This is a genomic window from Catellatospora methionotrophica (assembly GCF_011297335.1).
Taxonomy (GTDB): domain Bacteria; phylum Actinomycetota; class Actinomycetes; order Mycobacteriales; family Micromonosporaceae; genus Catellatospora; species Catellatospora methionotrophica.
Window position 1 is genome coordinate 942,614 of the sequence record NZ_JAAOTJ010000001.1, and the last position, 16,927, is coordinate 959,540.

Genomic DNA, 16,927 nt, shown 5'->3' on the forward strand with positions numbered 1-16,927 from the left:
GCGCGCACTGCCCACCGACCATCACTCGCGACGGGAATCGCATCATGTTCTCACCCGCACTCGAAGTGCTGTACGCACAACCGGCCGTGCTCGCCCCGCCGGACGTCTCCTTCGACGGCTTCCTGCGCCGCTTCCCGGGCCTGGCCGAGGCCGAGGCCGTCTGCCTGACCGGGTCGATCGCCGCTGGCTGGGGCAACACCTTCAGTGACATCGACCTGTACGCGTTCGCCGACACCGACATCGACCTGCCCGTCGACGAGACGATGGAGATGTGGCCGGGCAAGGACCCGGCCCTGGGCCTGTCGTGGAACAGGTGGATCGGCGCCTACGGCGACAACCGCGTCGACCTCAAGGTCTGGCCGACCGCGACGCTGGCGGTCGTGCTGGACCGCTACCTCGCCACCGAGGTCGAATTCGCCGCGACGAGCGCGAACTTCCAGGACTTCATCTACCGGCTGTCGGTCGGGGTGCCGCTGAAGAACCCGGACTTCTTCGCGCGGATGAAGGACCTGCTCGACCGGTCGTCGTACCGGCGGGCGCTCGCGCGGGCGTCGAAGACCGAGGCGGAGAACGCCCTCACCGACGTCGCCGGCCAGCTCGACTCCGGCGACGCGATGACCGCCCGGGTGTCGGCGACCCTCGCCGCCTGGAAGATGGCCGATTCCAGCCTCGCCTTCCACGGCGAGGTGTGCCGGGGGCAGAAGTGGCTGCTGCGGCGGCTGGAGCGCACCCCGGAGTGCGGTATCACGGCCGACGAGTACCGGTCGGTGGTCCTCGACGGGGCGCGGCCGGGTGAGTCCGATGCCGACTGTGCCCGGCGGATCGCCCGGTGGACCCAGGCGCACCTGGTGCGGCTGGAGGACCGGATCCTGTCGAACCCGCGCTGACCCTGTTCACGGCCCGGGGCCGGCCGCTCTCGGCGGTCCGGCCCCGGGCCGTGGTGGTCAGCAGGTCTCTGCCACGAGGCCCTTCATGAACAGCCGGTAGCCTTCCTCACCGAGCTCCTGCCAGGCGTCGAGGCCGGCCGTGCCGACGATGGCGATGTCGGCCAGGCCGCGCACGTTGCGCACGTCGGCGGCGGTCCGGATGCCGAAGCCGAGCCCGAGCGGCACCGGCGTCGCGGTGCGGCACCGCTGCATGAACTCGGCGACGCCCTGCGACAGGTCGGTCTTGCGCCCGGTCACGCCCCGCCGCGCGGTGCAGTAGACGAAGCCCGACGCCTGGCGGCCGATCTCGTTCAGCCGCTCCTGCGAGTTCGTCGGCGACATGATGAACACCGGCGACAGGTCGTGTTCCCGAGCCAGCGCGGTGAGCTGCGACGCCTCCTCCAGCGGCAGGTCGGGCAGGATGAAGCCCTTCATGCCGGCCTCGGCCAGGCGGGCGCAGTAGCGCTGCGCGCCCATCTGGAAGACGCTGTTGTAGTAGCCCATGAACACGATCGGGAAGCTGAATCGCGCTGCGGCGCGGGCCGCGAAGTCGAAGTACACCTCCCAGCCCATGCCGGCTTCGATGGCGTCGTGATTGGCTTTCACGAACGCCGGGCCGTCGGCGATGGGCTCGCTGAACGGCAGCTGGAGTTCGACCAGGTCCACCCCGGCGGCGTCCATCGCCTCCAGCATCGTCCAGTTGGCCTCCAGGGACGGGTAGCCGACGACCAGGTGCGTCATGAGCAGCAACGGCTTGTCCTCGAGCCGCCCCCGCAGGTGGCTTTCAAGGCTCGTGCCCGGCACGGCGCTCACCGCGCGTAGCCTTCGGCCTTGTGGCGGATGAAGTCCACCCAGCCCTCGTCGCCTAGCGCGTCGGCGACGGTGAAGATGTCCTTGTCGCCGCGGCCCGACTGGTTGATCAGGATCGTGTCGTCGCTCGACAGGCCCGACGCCTCCCGGAACGCCCCGGCGAACGCGTGCGCGCTCTCCAGCGCCGGGATGATGCCCTCGCTGCGCATCGTGACGCGCAGCGCGTCGACGACCTCGGCGTCGGTCGCCGACTCGAACCGGACCCGTCCCTGCTGGTGCAGGTGGGCCAGCATCGGCCCGACGCCGATGTAGTCCAGGCCCGCGGCCACCGAGTGCGTGTCGCGCATCAGGCCTTCCTCGTTCTGCAGGAACACGGTCTTGTAGCCCTGCGCGACACCGGTCCGGCCCTGGCCGCCGGCCAGGCGCGCCGCGTGCTGGCCGGTCGCGATCCCCTTGCCGGCCGCCTCGACGCCGACCAGTTCGACCGCCGGGTCGTCGAGGAAGCCCGTGAAGATGCCGGACGCGTTGGAGCCGCCGCCCACACAGGCGTACACCCGGCTCGGCAGCGTGCCCGCGACCTCCAACATCTGCCGGCGCGCCTCGTACCCGATGATCGTCTGGAAGTAGGTCACCAGCTCCGGGAACGGGTGCGGCCCGCACACGGTGCCCAGCACGTAGTGGGTGTCGGCCATCGAGTCCGCCCAGTCGCGAAGGGCCGCGTTGATCGCGTCCTTCAACGTCCGGGTGCCGTCGGTCACGGCGACGACCTCGGCTCCGAGCTGCCGCATCCAGAAGACGTTAGGGTGCTGGCGCTCGACGTCCTCCGCACCCATGTAGATCGTGCACTCGAGGCCGAGCCGCGCCGCCATGGTCGCGGTGGCCACGCCGTGCTGCCCGGCGCCGGTCTCGGCGATCACCCGCCGCTTGCCCATGCGCTGCACCAGCAGGCCCTGGCCCATGACGTTGTTCGCCTTGTGCGCGCCGGTGTGGTTGAGGTCCTCGCGCTTGACGTAGATCCGCGCGCCGCCGAACCTGCGGGTGAGGTTGTCGCAGTACGTGACCGGCGTCGGCCGGCCCGCGTAGTTCGCCATCAGCGCGACGTAGGAGTTCCAGAAGGACGGGTCGCGCCGTGCGTCGTCGAAGGCGTCCCGCAACTCTGCGAGGGTCTCGTGGAGCACCTCGGGCACGAAAGCGCCGCCGAAGTCTCCGTAGTAGCCATCACGACCGGGCGCCCAGGAAGGCTCTGCCGGTATGGTCAACTCTGGGGTTTTCATCATCAACAGCTTAGCGGCTCACAGACCCAGCAGAGCGGCGGCGTTGTCGTGTGTCAGCTTACGCCGCAGCTCCGGCGACAGGTGGTGCATCTGGCGCTCGATGGCCTGCCGCGAGAACGGCCACACGCTGTCGGGGTGCGGGTAGTCCGACGCCCACAGCAGGTGCCCCTCGCCGAAGAACGGGATCAGCGACATCGCCACCTGGTCGTCCTGGAACGTGGCCCACACCTGCCGCTTGAACAGCTCGCTCGGCTTCGTGACCAGTTCGGCTCCGCCCTTGTCGGCCCAGAACTCCTTCGCCTCCCACAGCTGGTCGTGCAGGTGGTCCAGCTCCTGCACCAGCCACGGCAGCCAGCCCGCGCCGCCCTCGGCCAGCACCAGCCGCAGCCCGGGGTGGCGTTCCAGGATGCCCCAGGAGAACAGGTCGACGAAGGGCTCCACGAAGTTGGACAGGAACAGCTTGGTGTTCTCGAAGACGCTCGCCGCCTTGCCGGCGATGCGCGGATCCGGCTTGGCGAACGCCGTGATGTGCCAGGACAGGATGATGCCGCTGTCCTCCAGCGCCTGCCAGAACGGCTCCCAGGCCGGGTCGTCGAGCTTGGGGTCGATGTTGGCGACCATGAAGACCACCTGGCGGACGCCGCCCCGCGCGCGCAGCCGCTCCAGTTCGGCGAGCGCGGCCGCGGGCGTCTCCGGCAGCATCGGCAGGCCGATCAGCCGCTCGGGCGCCGCGGTGCAGAACTCCAGCAGCCAGTCGTTGTAGACCTGGTAGCAGGCGGCGCGCAGCTCGGGGTCGTCGGCAGCCAGCTGGTGCACCGGCCCGTAGATCACCTGCGTGGTGACGCCGTCGCGGTCCATGTCGGCGAGCCGGAGTTCGGCCACGGCCGCCCGACGCGGGCTGGGGTCGTGCATCCCGGCCCGGTCGAAGGCGTCGTACTTCGCCTTGACCGGCCGCTGCGTGCCGCTGTCCGCCGTGGGCATGCCGACCCAGCGGCCCCAGACCTTGCCGTCGCAGACCCAGACCGCCCGGCCGTCGCGCTCCTCGACCCGCGGCGCGCGGTCGAGCAGCGCGGCGGGCAGCCGCGTGGTCCACAGGTCGGCCGGGAGCTGGCTGAGGTCCATGTGATCGTCACAGGAGATGAGGGGCCCGGTCATATCAGCCTCCGATCGGGGAGTTGGGCGGGCGGTAGGCGTTGCACACCTTGGTGACGGCCTCGACGACGTCGTCGCAGTCGGCCTCCGACAGCGTGATCGACAGCGGAACGTCCACCGTCTCCTTGAGCAGCGTCGCGCTGCGCTGGTAGCGCCGGATGGTGTCCTGCTCGGTCTCGTGCGGGAAGGCGAAGCGCCAGTTCCAGAAGCACCGGTTGTTCGGGCGGCTGGCGTCGCCGAGGCCGCGGGCCCCGATGCCCTCGGTGTTGAGCGCCCGCACGAACCAGCCGACCTGCTCCGGGGTGGCTCCCGGCAGGCGGAACAGCAGCGACTCGCCCAGGAACGCGTCCTCGGCGACCGGCTGGCGCAGCCGGATCGGCGCCAGCCCGGCCAGGCGGGAGGCGACATAGCGGAAGTTGCCCTGGAACGTGGCCACCCGCTTGTCCAGCCCGGCGAGCTGGTTGCGGGCCATGGCGCCGCGGATCTCGTCCAGCCGGAAGCTGAAGATCGGCAGGGTGAGGTCGGAGATGGTCGGCAGGACGGGATCGGTGTGCCGGTGCAGTTGCTGCTCGTACGCCCCGGACAGCACCACCGCGCGTTCGAACAGGTCACGGTCCGAGGTGATCAGGAACCCGCCCTCGCCGGTGTTGATGCTCTTGTCCGACTGGGTGCTGAACGCGCCCGCCCTGCCGAACGTGCCGAGCTTGCGGCCGCCGAGGCTGACCCCGAGGGCCGGCACGGCGTCTTCGAACAGCGGGACGCCGTGGCCGTCGGCGACGGCGACCAGGCGCTCGACGTCGCAGGCGAAGCCGCGCATGTGCACGGCGACCACGGCCTTGACGTCCGGGGTCAGCTTCGCCTGCAGGTCCACCGGGTCCATGTGCAGGTTCTCGTCGACCTCGACGACGACCGGCTTCGCCCCGGTGAGCATGATCGCGCTGGGTGTCGCCGCGAACGTGAACGCAGGGCACGCCACCGAGTCGCCCGGCCGGACCCCGGCGGCGAACAGGGCCAGCGCCATCGCTGTCGTGCCGCTCGAGCAGGCCAGGGCGTACCGGGAGTCGAAGAACCCGGCGAGCTCCCGTTCGAGCTGGCCGACCTCGGTCTCGGTGTGCGGCCGGTTGTCGTAGCGGAACAGCCGCCGGCTCTTGATGGCGCGCAGCGCGGCGGACTCGTCGTCGCCGCAGAGGTCGACGTAGCCCTTGTCGTACGTCGGCCACTCCGTGGTCCGGGTCCGCTGGCCGCCGTTCAGCGCCAGCGACGCTTCTGACACTGGTTGTGACATTCGCTCTCCTTCCATCCAAGGGGACTGGGTCACCGCGGCGCGTTCAGCGCGCGGCGTCCCGGGCGACCTGGAGCGGGGCCGGTTCCTCACCGGCGTCAGGTCTGTCTTCGCGAGGAGCCGACCGCCACCGCCGGGTCGCCTCCAGCAGACCCGCCAGCTTGTCCCTGGTCTCGACCAGTTCGCTGTACGGGTTCGACTCCTTCAGAACGCCGACGCCGACCTTGGCGTGGATCACGTCGTCGTGCAGCAGCGCGTTGCGGATGTTCAGGAAGCAGCCGCCGGCCGCCCGGTGCAGGTGCCCGAACACTCCGCCGTAGTAGCGGTGCGGCGCGGGCTCGGCGTCGGCGACCGCCAGCAGCTGCCGCGGCCGGGCGCCCAGCAGGGGGAAGATGTTGTCGAGCATGTCGAAGACCGTCACCCCGGGCAGCAGCTCGCCGCTGAACACCGAGTGCAGGTGGCAGACGTTGCGCAGCGTCTTGACGCGCATGTCCTGCACGACGCGGATCGAGTCCGGCCGGCAGTACGGCCGGAACCGGTCCTGCCGGTTGCGCAGCGAGGACCGGTGCTCCTTGAGCTGCTTGGGATTGTCGTACAGCTCGGCGGCCAGGTAGTCCTCGTCGCCGGTCGACCGGCACGTCGCGGCGACCACGTCGACGGTCAGCGTCGGCCCGTCGACCTCGAGGATGTTCTCCGGGGTGGTGCCCAGGGAGTAGACCCCGTCGTCGAGGCAGGCGAAGTGGCCGCAGGCGTAGTCGCCGTTGCGGCGGGCGTGCAGCTCGTACAGCGTGAACGGGCTGTGCCCGGGGTCTCGCGGGTGGGTGTAGGCGCGGGTCAGCGTCATCTTGCCGTCGGGGTGCTCCTGCAGGACGCCGACCGCGTCGGTGAGCCGGGCCAGGAAGCTGTCGTCGTCCTCGGCGGGGGTCCAGCCGTCGGCGAGTTCGGCCCACTCCCCCGGCTCACCGGCGCCGGACGGCGGGGCGGGCAGCGGCTGCGCGAGGGCGGCCCGCAGCAGGTCGGCGCCCTGCTGCTCGGTCGCCGGGTCACGGGCGTAGCCGATCCGGCCGTCGGGATGCTCGGCCGAGAAGGTGAACTCGACGGCGGGCTGCACGAACAGCACCAGCGGCAGCGCGCTGTCGACGTACCGCCGGCGCAGGTCCGGGCTGACGATGAAGAAGCTCGGCGCGTCCTGGTGCAGGCTCTGCTCGACCCGTTTGAAGATCTGGTCTTCGGACACCGGTGCGGAGAGGGTCTGCCGGCCGTCCTCGACGCACCGCAGGATGCCGCCGCCGACCGACACCGTGCGCTGGGGCATCAGCCCGATCTTCACGGTGCCGCTGTTCTTGTTGTGGACGAGGTAGCTGCCCGCCGTGTCGGCCCATCCGGAGCCGCGGAAGAAGCGGCAGGCCCGCTCCCAGTACGAACTGTTCTCGCCGGTCGTCACGTGCTCCCCCGTTGCTCGGCCTGGGTCATGCCGCGCCGCTGGCGGCCAGCGCGCGGTCGATGTCGGCGATCAGGTCTCCGCTGTCCTCGATGCCCACCGACAGCCGCACGGTCGACTCGGTGATCGCCGACCAGGCCCGCTGCCGGGCGTCGAAGTCGCGCGGCTGCAGCAGCTGCGGCGGCAGGATCAGCGACTCCGTCGAGCCGAGGCTCGAACTGATCGTGAAGAGCTCCAGCGCCTCGGCGAACCGCTTGGCCACGTCCGGGCCGCCGGGCAGGTCGAACGCGATCATCGAGCCGAAGTCGCGCTGCTGCGCGCGGGCCAGCTCGTGCTGCGGATGCGACTCCAGGCCCGGATAGCGCAGGTCGCGGATCTGCGGCCGGGTCGCGAGGTGCCGCGCCACCGCCATGGCGTTGTGGCACTGGCGTTCGTAGCGCAGGAAGTAGGTCTTCAGGCCGCGCTGCAGCAGGAACGCGGCTTGCGGATCGAGGGTCGCGCCGAGGATCGCCATTTCCGCGCGCAGGTCGTCGATGACGGCCTGGTCGGCGATGATCGCGCCGCCCATCGCGTCGCCGTGACCGGAGACGTACTTGGTCAGGCTGTGCACGAAGATGTCGACGTCGAACTGCGCGTGGTTGTGCACTCCGGCCAGGGTGTTGTCGAGCAGCGTCAGCGCGCCGTGCCGGCGGGCCAGCGCGGTGATCCGCCCGATGTCCGCGATCTTGAGGACGGGGTTGGTGGGGCTCTCGAACACGACCAGCCGGGTCGGGGTCGCCGACAGCGCCCGCTCGACGGCGTCGAGGTCGCCGATCGACAGCAGGGTGTGCCGGACGCCGTACCGTTCCAGCACGCGGCGGATCATGGTGCGCGTCGGCTGGTACATCTCGGCGAAGCACACGACGTGGTCGCCCTGCCGGCACAGGGCGAGCATCGCCAGGTTGACCGCCGCCGCGCCGGAGGCGGTCACCAGGCATGCCTCGCGGCCCTGCAACGCGGCCAGGGTGAGTTCGAGCTGCCGCAGCGTCGGGTTGGACTTGCGGGAGTACCAGTAGCCGTCGCGCTCGCCCTGCGAGAGCCGTTTGGTCTCGGCGACGTCGTCGAAGGTGAACTTCACCGACTGGTAGATCGGCGCCACCAGCGGCCGGTTGTCGGCCGGGACCTCGACCCGCGGCGGGTGGGTGACGGCGGTGGCGGGCTGGACGCGGCCGGTCACGACCGCACCGCCGATGCCGCCGGGATCAGCGGCGCCACCGCGCGCCAGGCGGCGTCCAGGACCTCGGCCGGGTCGGCCGCCCCGGGCAGCAGGTGGAACCGCCGGGCCTCCGGCAGCGACAGGTAGCCCGCGCGCAGCCGGGTGAGGAAGTCCAGCGAGTCCAGGTCGCGGCCGCGCCGGCGCACCCGATCGGCCGCCACCTGGGGGTCGACGTCGGCGAACAGCACGATGTCGGGCTCCGGAAAGACGCCGAACAGCCGGCGCAGGAGGTCGACGTTGGTCGTGCCGTGGGCGACGGCGAGCGCGAGATGGGTGTACAGGTATCGGTCGACCACCACGACGTGCTCCGGCCGGTCGAGCGACGGCGCGACGTCGAGCAGCTCCCGCCACTTGAGCATCGCGGCCATCAGCTGTGCGGTGCCGGCCCCCAGCAGCTCGAACCGGTCGCGGTGGCCGTCCTCGCGGGCCAGGGTGTCCAGGGCGTCCCGCACCGGTTTGAGGCTGCGGTTGAGGTGGAGGCTTGCGCTCACGCCATGTGCGGTGAGGCGCTCCACCAGCAGGTTCGCCACCGTCGTCTTGCCTGAGCCGTCGATGCCCTCAAAGGCGATCAGGGTGGCGCGCTTGGATATTGGCTGCAGCATGACCAGTCTTTCGTGCGTGGGCTGGGGTCGGCGGCGACGAGACGTCAAGCGGACCTGCCTGCGGCGCTGCGGGCGTGGCGTCGGGGGCGGCGGGCCGCCGCGGAGCGGAAGTGGGGGCCAAGGTGGTCACGCCTTGCTTGCTGGCCTGGTCATCGTGATTGCGGGGCGGTCGCTTTCTCACCGGGTCCCCGCCGGGACGGCCGGGCGGCGGTGTGGCGGGGCGGACGGAGACCTGGCAACGCGTCGGCGCGAGACATGGCCGTTCCGTTCACCAACTGTTCCCCCGTCTTCACCCCAGACATCGACGCCAGGGCGTGCAAAAATCGCAGCAGCGTCGCAAAATATTAACATCGATTCCATCGTGGACACAGTCCCGGTCGACATCCGATGCGGAACGCGGAACCGGGGAGTCGGCTGCCGCCGCTGCTAGAAGGCCCCTTGCCACGGTGACGGCCCGTGGCGCTCGACCGTCCAGTGTGTAATGATGCCTCGGCGCGGAACGGGGGTAAGATGGATACACGTCGTGGAGAGCGGGGCGTCCACGCCGACCCGGCCCCGCCGAACGGCGCGGCGTGCCTCGTCCTCATCGGCGGCCGGTCGGGCTGCGGCAAGACGACCGTCGTCGAGCAGCTCGTCACGGACCTGCCCGCGGTCTACGCCCGGGTCCCGTCGTTCACCTCGCGCGCACGACGCCCCGGCGAGGGCGACGGGGAGTACCGGTTCGTCACCCGCGCGGCGATGCTGGCGATGTCCGCGGCCGGCGACTTGTTCAGCCTGGACGAGGCCTACGGCGACTACTACGCGATGAGCCGCCGGGCGATCGAGGAGATCACCGACGGCGGCCGGTTCGCGGTGAAGGAGATGCACGCCAAGAACCACCCGGCGGTGCTCGCCCAGCTGCCCGGGACGATCTCGGTGCTGCTGTGGCTGCCCGATGAGCGATGGAGCGACGACCGGGTCGGCGGGGAACCCGCCCGCAGGCTCAGGCTCGCCGAGGACCAGGCCTACTACGCCGCCCTGGCCCCGGACCGCTTCGACATCGTCCACCGGATCGAGGCGGAGGAGACGCCGAGCATGATCGCGCAAGCCCTGCACGTCGGGATACAGCAGCTGGCCGGAGCACGGTGCCGGCCCGCGGTCGCGAAGGCGCGCCGCCCGTGACCGCGATCACCGCACGCGACGCCGTGCTCGAACGCGCCCGCGCCCTGGCGCCGGTGCTGGCCCAGCGTGCGGCGCAGGCCGAGCGGCTGCGCCAGGTGCCGGCCGAGTCCGTCCAGGACCTGCTGACCGCCGGGCTGGTCCAGGTCGGCAATCCCGAGCGCTTCGGCGGCGCCGGCCTCGACATCGACACGGCCTTCGCCGTGGCTGACGAGCTGGGGCGCGGCTGCGGCTCGACGGCCTGGTGCTACTCGGTGTGGGCGGCACACAACTGGTGGCTGGGCCACTTCCCGGAGCAGTGCCAGGAGGAGTACTTCGCCGCCGGGCCGGACACCCTGTTCTCCAGCGCGCTCAACCCGGCCGGCGGCACGGCCGAGCGGGTCGCCGGCGGCTACCGGGTGACCGGCCGGTGGACGTTCTCCAGCGGCTGCGACGCCGCGAGCTGGTTCATGGTGGCGTGCGGTCCCCGTTCCGACGAGCGCCGGTGGCTGCTGGTGCCGCGCGCCGAGGGCGAGATCGTCGACACCTGGCACGCGGCCGGGCTGCGGGGCACCGGCAGCAAGGACATCGTGGTGCGCGACGTCTTCGTCCCCGAGCACCGCACGATCAACCCCAATACCGCCGGCGACACCGACCGGACGGGTTGGGAGCTGCACAAACGCGCGAGCTACGCCGTGCCGCTGAAGGTGTTCCTGGAGTACGCGGTGTCCGCGCCGGTCATCGGCATGGCGCAGGGCATGGTGGACGCTTTCGCGGCGCGGGCCCGGCGCGGCTCCGGCCCGAACCGCACCGCGGCGCCGGTCGCGCAGCAGCTGCGGCTGGCCGAGGCGGCCGCCGAGGTCGACGCGGCCCGCACCCTGCACCGGGCCGCGGTCCGTGACATCCTCGACCGCGGCGAGCAGGGCGGATCGTTTCCGGCGCTGGACCGCGCCCGTCTCGTGCGGGACGCGTCCTTCGCCGTCAGGCTGTGCGTGCAGGCCGCCAACCGCCTGTACGACGCCAGCGGCGCACGGGGGATCATGGACGCGGAGCCGATGCAGCGCCTGCACCGCGACGTCCATGCCGCCTCCCACCACGCGGCGCTCAACTGGGACACGGCGGCCGAGCAGTTCGGCCGCCACGCGCTGGGCATCGAGGCCTAGGCGCGGCCCTGCGAAGTGGACGATCCGTCAGGCAACCCGGGAAGCAGGAAAAGCATGTTCGACGTCAGCGGTAAGGTGTGCGTGGTCACGGGCGCGGGACGCGGCATCGGCCACGCCATCGCGATGATCTACGCCAGGCACGGCGGGATCGTCGTCGGCGCCGCGCGCAGCCTCGACGAGCTGGAGCAGCTCAAGAAGGACGTCGAGGGCGTCGGCGGCGAAGCCCTGGTGGTCCGGACCGACGTGACCCAGCGCGGCGAGGTGGACGCGCTGGCTGCGGCGGCCGTCGAGAAGTACGGCACGATCGACGTGTGGGTCAACAACGCAGGCGGCTTCGTCGACGGCGCCATGTGCGACTGGATCGACGTCGAGGCCGACGCCATGGCACGGATGTGGACGCTGAACGTGTCGTCCTACGTGTACGGGGCCCAGGCCGCCGCCCGGGTCATGCGCGACGGCGGCCGGGGCGGCTCGATGATCTTCATCAGCTCGCTCGACGCGCTGAACGCCTGCCCCGGCGGCGAGGGCCCCTACGGCGCGGCCAAGGCCGCCATCACGCACATCATGCAGTCCATGGCGGTGGAGCTGGGCCGTTACCAGATCCGGGTCAACGCCATCGCGCCCGGCCTGGTGCAGACGCCGCTGCTGGAGCCCTATCTGGCCACGCCTGAGATCGTGCGCCAGCGCGCGCAGTACTACCCGCTGGGCCGCATCGGCCAGCCGGCCGACGTCGCCAACGCGGCCCTGTTCATGGCCTCCGACGCGTCGTCGTACGTCTCCGGCGCGACCCTGCTCGTGGCGGGCGGCGCGATCTTCAACTCGGATCCGATCCGCTACCTGCAGGCGCTCGCCGATGCGTGAGCGCCGCCGGCCCGGGCCGGCCCGTCATGCGGCGTGGACCGCGTGACGGGCCTGCCCGGCCTTCCCCACCTCCAGCGGCTGCTCAGCGCCCATGGCGTCACCGCGGCCGGCTGGTCGGAGGCGAACCAGCAGGGGTTCTCCGGGGCTCGGATCTACCGCAACGCCGACCGGCCGGGCGTGCCGTTCGTGATCAAAGTGACGGCGGCGGACACCGACTGGATCATGCGGGCGACCGGCGACCGGCGGTGCCGGGAGGCCGTGCTGGCCGAGGCCGGCGGAATCGGCGGCGGCCCGGTCACCTCACCGGCGATCGGAGCCGCCCGCGACGGCGACGTCTGCTCGATCCTGATGCACGACATCGGCGACCAGCTGCTGCCCAACGCACCGCTCACCGCCGGACAGCTCGACGTCGTCCTGCGCGCGGTCAGCGGGCTGCACGCGCTGACGCCGCCGGTCACCGCGGACGTTCCCTGGTGCTCGGTCCGCGACCGGGTGACCCTGTTCCTGCCCGACGAGCGCAAGCTGGCCGGCTTCCGGATCGCCGACGACATCCTGCGCGGCTGGGAGCTGTTCTTCCAGTACGCGCCGGGCGACGTCGGCGACCTGGTCCGGGCCCTGTTCGACGACACCGGCCCGCTGGAGGCCGCGCTCGGCGAGCTGCCCGACAGCCTGCTGCACGGCGATCTCAAGCTCGACAACATCGGCCTGCGCCCCGACGGCGGCCTGTCGCTGATCGACTGGTCCATGCCGCTGATCGCCCCGGCCGCCGTCGACCTGGGCTGGTTCCTGGCGATGAACTCCCGTGTGCTGCCGGTCCCGGTGCCGGCGGCGCTGGCGGCGTACACGTCCTGCTCCACCATCGAGCGCGGCCTGCACGAGCGGCACGAGTCGCTGACGGTGCTGTGCGGGCTGCTCATCCGCGGCTGGCGCAAGGCACTGGACGCGGCGGCGGGCGAGCCCGGCGAGCTGCGCTGGTGGTGCGAGCGGGCAGCAGCCGCGGCGACACTGCTGTGACCATCCCCGACCCGTCTGTTCAGGAGCCCGATGAAGATCTACCTTGAGCCGCACGGCCGCCCGGGGACCCTGGTGGCGATCTGCGGCTTCGACGGCAGCGGCAAGTCCACCCTGGAGCAGGGGCTGCTGGCCGGGCTGGCGGCGACCGGGCCGGTGGTGCCGGCGTGGGCGCCGACGCCGTGGTGGCGCAACGACGCGCACGTCAGCCGGACCCTGTTCGGGCAGGGCGCCGGCCAGGTGCTGCCCGAGCAGGCGCTGCTGCACTTCAACCTCGCCGACTGCCACCTGCACCAGGCCGACGTGCTGCTGCCCGCCCTGGACCGCGGCGAACTCGTCGTCGGCAACCGCTACCTGTACGACATGCTCGCCCTGTTCGAGGCGCGCGGGCTGAGCGCGCCCGCGTGGCTGCCCGACGCCGTCGCGCAGCTCGTCCGGCCGGACTTCTGCTTCGTGCTCGACGGCCCGGCGGACGTGTTCGTCGACCGGATCATCCGGCGCGACGGTGCGATGCCCGGCCGGTTCGACCAGGACGTGGCCTTCGTCGAACGCTACAACGCGGCGCTGCGGCGCCTGGCCGACGCGAACGGGCTCACCGTGCTGCGGGCCGAGGCCGACCCCGCGGAGCTGGTCCGGCAGTGCCTCGACGTCGTGCGCGGGGCCCGGCAGGGCTGATCCGCCGGGCGGTCAGGCGGTGGCGCGGCCGAGCCAGATGTCCTCCATCCGGCGGCGGTCGGCCTTGCCGCTGGGGGTGCGGGGCAGCTGCGCGGCGGGGACCACCGTGGCGGGCACCAGATGCGCGGGCAGGTGCCGCGCCAGGTGGCTCACCAGCGCCCGGCCGGGCTCGCCGCCGTCCGGGCCGGGTCCGGTGTAGAAGCCGACGAGCGAGCGCTGCCCGCTGCTGTTGGCCGGCGCGACCACGATGCAGTCGTCGACGCCGGGCGCGGCCCGCAGCGCGGCCTCGACCTCGCCGAGCTCGATACGGAACCCGCGGATCTTGACCTGGTCGTCGTTGCGCCCGATGTACCACAGCCCGTCGGCGGAGGCGTAGGCCAGGTCGCCGCTGCGATACCACGTCTGACCGTCGAGGGTGAGGAAACGCTGCGCGGTCAGCTCCGGCCGGTGCAGGTAGCCGGCGGCGACGCCCGCCCCGGCGAGCAGGATCTCGCCGGGCTCGCCGAAGGGCACCTCGCGCAGGTCGGTGTCGACGAGCCGGGCCCGCAGGTGCGCCATCGGGTGCCCGACCAGGGTGGCCCCGCCGGTCCCGGCGGGCAGGTCGGTGACGTCGGCGAAGGTGGAGTGCACGGTGGTCTCGGTGATGCCGTACATGTTGATCAGGCGGGCGCCGGGGGCCAGCTCGCCGCGCCGCCACTGGGCGAGCACGCTCATCCGCACCGCCTCGCCGGCGAGCACCACGTACCGCAGCGACGACAGGTCGGGACGGCTGCGCAGGGCCGCCTTGACCAGCGCGCCGAACACGGTGGGCACCTGGTTGAGCACCGTGACCCGCTCCTGTTCGAGCAGGGCGGCCAGCCGGTAGGGGTCGCGGGCGGTCTGCTCGTCGACCACGACCAGGCAGCCGCCGTGCAGCAGGCACGCCCAGATCTCCCACACGCTGACGTCGAAGCTGTACGAGTGGAACGACGGCCACACCTCGTCGGGCCCGAAGGTGAAGCGCTGCGCCGCGGCGTGCAGCAGGCTGATCACGTTGCCGTGGGTGACGGCGACGCCCTTGGGCGCTCCGGTGGAGCCGGAGGTGTAGATGACGTACGCGGTGCCCGGCGGCAGCTCGGCCGGCTCGCCGTCGTGCAGGCGCCGCACCGTGGCCGCCGTGTCGTCGCCGGTGGTGCAGGCCAGGTGCAGCCGGGCCCGGCTGGAGTCGAGCAGGTGCGCGCGCCGGGTCGCGGGGTAGGCGGGGTCGACGGGCAGGTAGGCGCCGCCGGCGCGGAGCACGCCGAGGATCGCCGCCACGCTGCCCGCGGCGCGGGGCACGTCGACCGCGACGAGTTCGCCCGGGGTCAGGCCGCTCGCGCGCAGGGCTGCGGCGACCTGCTCGATGTGCGCGTCGAGCGCGGCATACGTCCACGCCCGGTCTCCCTCGCGCAGCGCGACGCGGTCGGGGTGCTCGGCGACGCGCCGGCGGAGCCACTGGTCGAGGGTCACCTCGCTCACCGGGCGGCCCCGCCGTCGGTGAGCACGGCCGCGATCTGCGCCGCGGTGTGCGCGCCGAGAAGCGCCAGCTCCAGTGGCACGTCGCCGCGCCACCGCGGGCCGTAGACGCCGGTCAGCGCCACGATGGCCTCGACCGCGCCGAGGGAGTCGCCGCCGAGTTCGAAGAACTCGTCGTCGGCGCCGACCTCCTCCAGTCCGAGCACCTCGGCCCAGATGTCGACGATCTGCGCCTCGGTGTCGGTGGCGGGCGGCCGGTACGGCGTGCCGACCGGGGGGCGGGGGTCGCCGAGGTCGAGCGGGTCGGCGAGGTCGTCGGCGCGGGCGAAGCGGTCGGGGCGCGGCCGGGTGGCGGCGTGGTCCTGGCGCAGCGCGAGCGGGTCGACCTCGTCGGGGTCGGCGGCGTAGCGCAGCACCAGCAGGTCGCGGCCGAGCCGGGTGCGGTACGGCGCCAGGGCGGCGGCGCGGGCGCCGGGCACGGTGACGGTGGTCGGCTCGGTCACGGGTGGTGCTCCCCCACGGTCAGTTCGATGGGCAGGTCCAGCACCCGCGCGAGCGGGTCGCCGAAGTCGGCGAAGTGCGCGCTGTTGCGGGGGGCGGGCACGGCCAGGGCCGCCAGGAAGTCACCCGGCACCTCGCAGCCGAACACCCCGCCCAGCATGCGGAAGACGTAGCCCAGCGGGGGCCGCAGGGCGACGTGCCGCTGGGCGATGTCGGCCAGGGCGGGCCAGTCGACGCGGCCGGCGCGGGTGAGCGCGGCGAGGTCGCCGAGGATCTTGAGGTTGGGGTCGCCGTACAGCATCACGTCGGTGTAGAAGTGGTTCGCCGCGAACCAGGCCGCGGTGACGTCGCTGATGGCGTCGAAGGCCACGCCGCGGTAGGCGACCCGCTGCGGGTGCTGCCACCAGTCGGCCTCGGTGGGCCGGAACGCGGCCGCGGTCGGGTCGTGCACGCTGTTGAGGTTGTGGTGCACGTCGAACAGGGCGCACAGGTGCACCTGCCCGCCCAGCAGGACCACCTCGCCGGGCAGGGTGCGCGCGATGAAGTCGGCGTGCTCGTCGAGGTGCGGCGTGCGGACGAGCTTCACCCAGCTGCGGCTCTGTCCGAAGTGGCCGAACGACGCGCCTTCGCGGGCCGCCACCGCCGGTGGCAGCTTCAGCGGCACGTTCGCGCGCACGATGAGGTCGTCTATGTAGCCCAGTCGGCGCAGCGTGTCGCAGGTGGTGTCGAAGTCGCCGGAGCGCACCAGCAGGTCGACGTCGGTGGAGAACGGCGGTTCCAGGTGCGGGTACACGGTCGCGGCGTAGAAGACGCCCTTGGGCACCAGCACCGGCACGCCCTTGGCGCCCAGCTCGGCCTGCACCAGCCGCAGCTGTTCCAGGTGCAGGTCGGCCATCGCGGTGGCCACCTGCTGCAGCCGGGTCAGGTCGCTGCCCGCGCCGCCGATCTCGTCGAGTTCGCCGCAGACTGCCCGGACGACGTGGCTCAGGCGCCGGCTCATCAGCAGCGGCACCAGCCCGTCGCCGGAGGCGGCCGGCTCGCCCAGCTCGGCCAGCACCCGGGCGGCCTGCTCCGCGGGCAGCCGCTGCGGGAACACCCGCAGCGCCCGGACGGCCAGCGCGGCGAGGCCGTTCAACGGCCGGGGTGACGCGTGCATCCACATGGGCGCTGCTTCCTCTCGTCGCGCGGGTCGGGGTCGGCGCACGCGCGAGGTCATGCGAGCGTCGTGCTCCCGCCTGACGAAAGAGGCTGTAGCTCGAATCACGACTTCTTCATGCAAAGAGCCGTGAACCCCCGTGCACATTGTCGACCATTTTGGAGGGACGCGGCCGCCGCTGTCCACG

General features: G+C 72.2%; 16 protein-coding genes. 6 read left to right on the forward strand and 10 right to left on the reverse strand.

Translation table 11 applies throughout. The features are described from left to right. Positions 1–44 precede the first annotated feature (44 nt). Positions 45–887, forward strand: coding sequence for a hypothetical protein (locus tag HAV40_RS04055; protein WP_166379075.1), 843 nt, complete (start codon positions 45–47; stop codon positions 885–887). A 57-nt stretch (positions 888–944) separates the two neighbouring features. Here HAV40_RS04055 and trpA read toward each other — a convergent pair whose 3' ends face one another. The 7 genes from trpA to HAV40_RS04090 are packed head-to-tail and all read right to left on the reverse strand — an operon-like array spanning position 945 to position 8,742. After that, positions 945–1,739, reverse strand: coding sequence for a tryptophan synthase subunit alpha (trpA, locus tag HAV40_RS04060; protein ID WP_166379076.1), 795 nt, complete (start codon positions 1,737–1,739; stop codon positions 945–947). Then, positions 1,736–3,010 (reverse strand): tryptophan synthase subunit beta, encoded by a 1,275-nt coding sequence (gene trpB / locus HAV40_RS04065; protein ID WP_203671642.1) that lies wholly within the window; start codon positions 3,008–3,010, stop codon positions 1,736–1,738. The genes trpA and trpB overlap by 4 nt, the downstream gene beginning before the upstream one ends. An 18-nt stretch (positions 3,011–3,028) precedes the next feature. Then, positions 3,029–4,165, reverse strand: coding sequence for an amidohydrolase family protein (locus HAV40_RS04070; protein ID WP_166379078.1), 1,137 nt, complete (start codon positions 4,163–4,165; stop codon positions 3,029–3,031). A gap of 1 nt (position 4,166) precedes the next feature. After that, the gene (locus tag HAV40_RS04075; protein WP_166379079.1) at positions 4,167–5,447 is read right to left on the reverse strand and encodes a DegT/DnrJ/EryC1/StrS family aminotransferase; all 1,281 of its coding nucleotides are present in this window, start codon (positions 5,445–5,447) and stop codon (positions 4,167–4,169) included. 43 nt (positions 5,448–5,490) lie between these two features. Then, positions 5,491–6,888: a chorismate-binding protein gene (locus HAV40_RS04080; RefSeq protein ID WP_166379080.1), complete on the reverse strand. Its 1,398-nt coding sequence runs from the start codon at positions 6,886–6,888 to the stop codon at positions 5,491–5,493. 25 nt (positions 6,889–6,913) lie between these two features. Next, the gene (locus tag HAV40_RS04085; protein WP_166379081.1) at positions 6,914–8,101 is read right to left on the reverse strand and encodes a trans-sulfuration enzyme family protein; all 1,188 of its coding nucleotides are present in this window, start codon (positions 8,099–8,101) and stop codon (positions 6,914–6,916) included. Then, a complete protein-coding gene (locus tag HAV40_RS04090; RefSeq protein ID WP_166379082.1) occupies positions 8,098–8,742 on the reverse strand; it encodes a dTMP kinase in 645 nt (214 codons plus the stop codon). The genes HAV40_RS04085 and HAV40_RS04090 overlap by 4 nt, the downstream gene beginning before the upstream one ends. Positions 8,743–9,252: 510 nt before the next feature. Here HAV40_RS04090 and HAV40_RS37900 point away from each other — a divergent pair. Genes HAV40_RS37900 through HAV40_RS04110 form a run of 5 tightly spaced genes read left to right on the forward strand, consistent with a single transcriptional unit; the run spans position 9,253 to position 13,589 of the window. Then, complete coding sequence (locus HAV40_RS37900; RefSeq protein WP_203671644.1) at positions 9,253–9,903, forward strand: nucleoside/nucleotide kinase family protein; 651 nt, start codon at positions 9,253–9,255, stop codon at positions 9,901–9,903. Continuing rightward, positions 9,900–11,042: an acyl-CoA dehydrogenase family protein gene (locus HAV40_RS04095; protein ID WP_203671652.1), complete on the forward strand. Its 1,143-nt coding sequence runs from the start codon at positions 9,900–9,902 to the stop codon at positions 11,040–11,042. Before HAV40_RS37900 ends, HAV40_RS04095 begins: the two co-directional genes overlap by 4 nt. 54 nt (positions 11,043–11,096) lie before the next feature. Continuing rightward, a complete protein-coding gene (locus HAV40_RS04100; RefSeq protein WP_166379084.1) occupies positions 11,097–11,903 on the forward strand; it encodes an SDR family NAD(P)-dependent oxidoreductase in 807 nt (268 codons plus the stop codon). Between the two features lie 33 nt (positions 11,904–11,936). Beyond that, positions 11,937–12,917 (forward strand): phosphotransferase family protein, encoded by a 981-nt coding sequence (locus HAV40_RS04105; RefSeq protein WP_166379085.1) that lies wholly within the window; start codon positions 11,937–11,939, stop codon positions 12,915–12,917. A gap of 30 nt (positions 12,918–12,947) precedes the next feature. Next, positions 12,948–13,589, forward strand: a complete 642-nt coding sequence (locus HAV40_RS04110; protein WP_166379086.1) for a dTMP kinase — start codon at positions 12,948–12,950, stop codon at positions 13,587–13,589. A gap of 12 nt (positions 13,590–13,601) precedes the next feature. Here the strand turns inward: HAV40_RS04110 and HAV40_RS04115 are convergent, their stop codons facing one another. From HAV40_RS04115 to HAV40_RS04125, 3 genes are read right to left on the reverse strand one after another with little or no spacing between them, the layout of a single operon-like run. Then, positions 13,602–15,086: an amino acid adenylation domain-containing protein gene (locus HAV40_RS04115; protein ID WP_166379088.1), complete on the reverse strand. Its 1,485-nt coding sequence runs from the start codon at positions 15,084–15,086 to the stop codon at positions 13,602–13,604. Next, complete coding sequence (locus tag HAV40_RS04120) at positions 15,083–15,586, reverse strand: phosphopantetheine-binding protein (RefSeq protein ID WP_166379090.1); 504 nt, start codon at positions 15,584–15,586, stop codon at positions 15,083–15,085. The genes HAV40_RS04115 and HAV40_RS04120 overlap by 4 nt, the downstream gene beginning before the upstream one ends. Next, positions 15,583–16,746 (reverse strand): nucleotidyltransferase family protein, encoded by a 1,164-nt coding sequence (locus HAV40_RS04125; protein WP_166379092.1) that lies wholly within the window; start codon positions 16,744–16,746, stop codon positions 15,583–15,585. The genes HAV40_RS04120 and HAV40_RS04125 overlap by 4 nt, the downstream gene beginning before the upstream one ends. Between the last annotated feature and the right edge of the window lie 181 nt (positions 16,747–16,927).